Here is a 3,450-nt window from a genome sequence, read left to right as displayed (position 1 = left end):
CACACGCATTACGCCAAAATCGCCAGTCAAAGGCGGGAGATGCGAGCAATTGCGCCTTCATCTGACCTCAGGACTTCCTGGTCAGTTTCAGGGTCGCTGGCGACGGTTTAGTTGCCTTTATCCTTCTTCCCGAGTAAAAGAAAGCGGTCCCCTGTCGAAAAGTCGAGGATCATGTTTCCTCTCCTCTCTCGAGGAAGGCCTCAAGGTCCGCGTGTTCTTCATCCGAGGCGTAACGGTCCATGATGTAGGAAAGCAGACGTTCTGTTTCGAAGCGCCTCTTTTGCTTTCGGACTGACTCGAAGCGTTCCTCTGCGAGCGGTGAGCCGGCAAACAGCTTGGGTAGAGCGGAACTCGTTGTCGACTGGCCTACCCTCGCCCAATGGATCACTTCGCTGCGCGCAAGCGAGGCGTAAAGTTCCTCTCGCCCGATGAATACCGTGCTGCCATCGCTCGCATTAAGCTGGAGCGGGTCCCGATCCGGGTCTCCCGAAACCGTTAAAATCCCGCGCAGCTTGCCCGAAAGGAAAACGTATTGCGCTCCCTCGTAGACGTCCAAAGTCATGCCTAGTCCCCCTTGTGAAGTAGATACACGGCGGCGTCGTCCGCGATCCCGTTTCTGAAGTCGATCGATAAAAGGCCGCGGTAGTGCAGGCCGTGCAGTTTGGCGCGCCCAACGATCCGGCCGCCTAGCGCCCGCTCCAATTGCCACCGCCTAGCCTCTGTTCGTCCGCCGAAGACGTCCAGCCACACCAGGTCGTCATGGATGTCGCCGGCCACCTTTTTTCGCCAGTCGATCAAGCGGACCATGCGTAGAATCTTGGGTAATAGGTGATCCGACTTTCGAAGCTCTAGGAAATGGAAGTTGCGTCGGCCGTAGACCTCTCCGGCCAGCTCCAGCTTGTGCCTGTACTTCTCATCGGAATCGCGTGCGTCCTTGTCGGCCTTCACCTCGATGATCAATGTCTCCAGATCGTATTCGGAAACGGAGGAGGTAATCGGTACGAGGCATGCGTCGCTGAAGGAGACGCCGCTTTGGAGGTCGCGGAGGAATGAAGGATGCACGCGGAGAAGAAGGTCCGGGAAGTAGATCAGCGGCTTGCCCCTGTTCTTTCGGACCTCGATCTCGAGCCTATGAGGTTGCGCCAGGAGATACGAGACCCTGCTCGACAGGTCCGCAAGCTGCATGACGTTCACCTCCAACAGCGAGTCCCACGGCATCGACCGGAAACCCGCTTTTATCGTTGGAAACCACCCCGTCGGCCTTGTCTGCCGCCCATCAACAATGGTTCTGATTGGGCCACCGTTCTCGGCCCAGTAAAGGGTCGCTATCGACGAAAGGTTGTGATGTCGTCTAGGGAGCTCCTCGGGTACGCAAGCATCCGCGGTAAAAGCGTCGAAAAGCTCGTCTTCTGTGGCAACATTGTCTTGACCGAAAACGGCAAACGGGTCGAACGGCTTCGTCATGCCAGCTCCGCGCGTGCTTTACCACGGCAGGAGGGCTGATAGAGCTTGGTCACCCGTGAGCTGCCTACCGGGCACAACCTTTTCAACAAGCGCATTTTCATCTGTACCTTCCTGCTCTGCATTCGACTGGGTGAACGAAAGGGTTCCGGGCCACGATTGAATTCGCAGACCGACCTCGCGAGATTTTGGACACACGGGTGCGCTGTGCTGGAAGCGCTCGAAAGAACGTGCTAATGATTCGGAGACCCTTGACCTCGGGTTCCTCGGGTCGACTCGATGGGCGGCCGCATTGCGAGTGCGAGCCGCCCAGCCAGCTTCGCCGCCGAACTTGGGCGTCCAATCCCACAGATGTTAGTCAGCTCGCAGGATGCGTTTCCTGCTGCTCAGCTATCAAATCCGTGAAGAAATGCGGTAGCGTCTGTCCGCTAGGGTGACTTCGTGCTAGTCACCGATAGTCCCTCCTGTCCTCTGTTCCTATCTGCAACGGAGGGAGTTGCGAGCTCACTCACCGTCGATATCGACTCGATCAATGGGGCGAGCGTAGCACCAAAACATGCGCCTGCAAGTCGAGATACAGAAAAAATGAACACAGATTCACAAATCTCCAAATCCGACCCGAACGCAAACCCAGGCGTCGAGGAGGCCTACAGGCTGGTGGTCCTGGAGATCAAACAGCTCGAACAGGCTCGACGCAACATCAGCGCGAGGCTCGAGAAAGCTGTCTCCGCTAGGGACCTGCTCCGCCAACTTATCTTATCCGACACCTCAGAGCATGAAGACAGCAAGGCATCATCCAATGCGGGGTTGAAACGGAAGAAGCCGACAAAACACCACCGAGGAAGCCTGACGGGTGAGATCGTGAAGCGATCGAGGGCGATTTTGTTGTCTGCAGGTCGGCCTTTGGAGCGAAGCGAACTCCTAGAAGAGATCGAACGCGACGGCTTCAAGGTGAAAGCAAGCAACCCGGCCCGCTTCATCGGACGCACCCTCTGGGAGAGTGAGGAATTCATCCACGTTCCCAAGGCTGGATATTGGATCAAGGGCCAGCATCTTCCTGAAGCCGAGTGACGTCCTGAATTAGGTCCACGATGAGGTCCTCAATTACGGTCGTTAAATTCCGATTCCGTTAATTGTAGACTTCGCGTGCCGCGGGTCGAGTGGCAGCCGGGCACGTTATCCCGATAGCCTGTGCGCATTTGGCTCACCGCTAAAGCCGATCAATCTTCGCTTTCGTCGTCATCTTCTGTCGGAACTGCTGATCTAAGAAGCCCCAGAAGGCTGGCACGAAGGCGAGGCTCTCCTATGCCCGCGTCGGAATGGAAGACAACATCTACCTTTCAAAGGGTGTGCTTGTTGAGCGGAACGCCCAGCTCGTGTCGCGCGCCGCAGAACTCATCCGCGGGCTAGGCGCGCAGCTGGCGACTACGTCCGAAGCCCGGGAAATGCTCGCTGTAGGCCCGCCTGGAGTGTTGCCTGTTCACGACCACGTGGCCGCTCGAGCGCGGCCTTCCCCAACCGTTTCCAACTTAGAGAAAGGATACCCATGTCGTATGCATCCGGTGAGGGCCGCAGGTACCATATTTCGGATAGCCAGAAACTGAACCTCGTGGTGCTTCTCGGAAGTCTCCGCAAGCAGTCGTTTCACTCATCTAGGATCGGTTGACACCCTGGCATCCATAACGACCGAGAACGGCAGGTCCGACAATGGGGTTTGTCCACGCCAGACACGGTGGAGATTGCGGGCCGAGGAAACCGCCATGGCGAAGTGCCTCAGCCGCTTCCATGGAGGTGGTCATGATCAGGTCGGCGATCTCGCGGTCGAAACCATCGCCGTAGAAGATGAGCTTTGCCCATTCATGCCGGAATAACAGAGGGTTGTCGAATGTTTTCCAAGGGTTGGCGCAATCTCTTGTAGTCGGACCCCGAGTGTGTGCCAGCTCGCGTGCGGCATGGGGAAGTGAGGCTGCTACGCCACCGACGTAGGAG

The 3,450-nt window shown here is 57.3% G+C and carries 4 protein-coding genes; 1 reads left to right on the top strand and 3 read right to left on the bottom strand.

The annotated features are described in order from the left end of the window. Window positions 1-169: 169 nt before the first annotated feature. Both C9413_RS29770 and C9413_RS29765 read right to left on the bottom strand, forming a co-directional pair. Window positions 170-562, bottom strand: coding sequence for a hypothetical protein (locus C9413_RS29770; protein WP_039845220.1), 393 nt, complete (start codon window positions 560-562; stop codon window positions 170-172). A 2-nt stretch (window positions 563-564) separates the two neighbouring features. After that, window positions 565-1,464 carry a hypothetical protein gene (locus C9413_RS29765; RefSeq protein ID WP_039845221.1) on the bottom strand — a complete coding sequence of 300 codons (900 nt, stop codon included), beginning with the start codon at window positions 1,462-1,464 and terminating at the stop codon, window positions 565-567. 438 nt (window positions 1,465-1,902) lie between these two features. On the opposite strand from C9413_RS29765, the gene C9413_RS29760 reads away from it, so the two are divergent. After that, window positions 1,903-2,532 carry a hypothetical protein gene (locus tag C9413_RS29760; RefSeq protein ID WP_170251311.1) on the top strand — a complete coding sequence of 210 codons (630 nt, stop codon included), beginning with the start codon at window positions 1,903-1,905 and terminating at the stop codon, window positions 2,530-2,532. A gap of 581 nt (window positions 2,533-3,113) precedes the next feature. Here the strand turns inward: C9413_RS29760 and C9413_RS32900 are convergent. Next, on the bottom strand, window positions 3,114-3,450 hold a 337-nt coding region (locus tag C9413_RS32900), incomplete at its 5' end, for a hypothetical protein (RefSeq protein WP_210263656.1).

The organism is Rhizobium sp. SEMIA 4085, assembly GCF_013004495.1.
Classification (GTDB): domain Bacteria; phylum Pseudomonadota; class Alphaproteobacteria; order Rhizobiales; family Rhizobiaceae; genus Rhizobium; species Rhizobium gallicum.
This window is presented reverse-complemented; position numbering and strand designations above follow the sequence as displayed.

Bases quoted from the DNA above. Each gene is read 5' to 3' on its own strand.
- C9413_RS29765 (WP_039845221.1), bottom strand. From the start codon at position 1,464: ATGACGAAGCCGTTCGACCCGTTTGCCGTTTTCGGTCAAGACAATGTT.
- C9413_RS29770 (WP_039845220.1), bottom strand. From the start codon at position 562: ATGACTTTGGACGTCTACGAGGGAGCGCAATACGTTTTCCTTTCGGGC.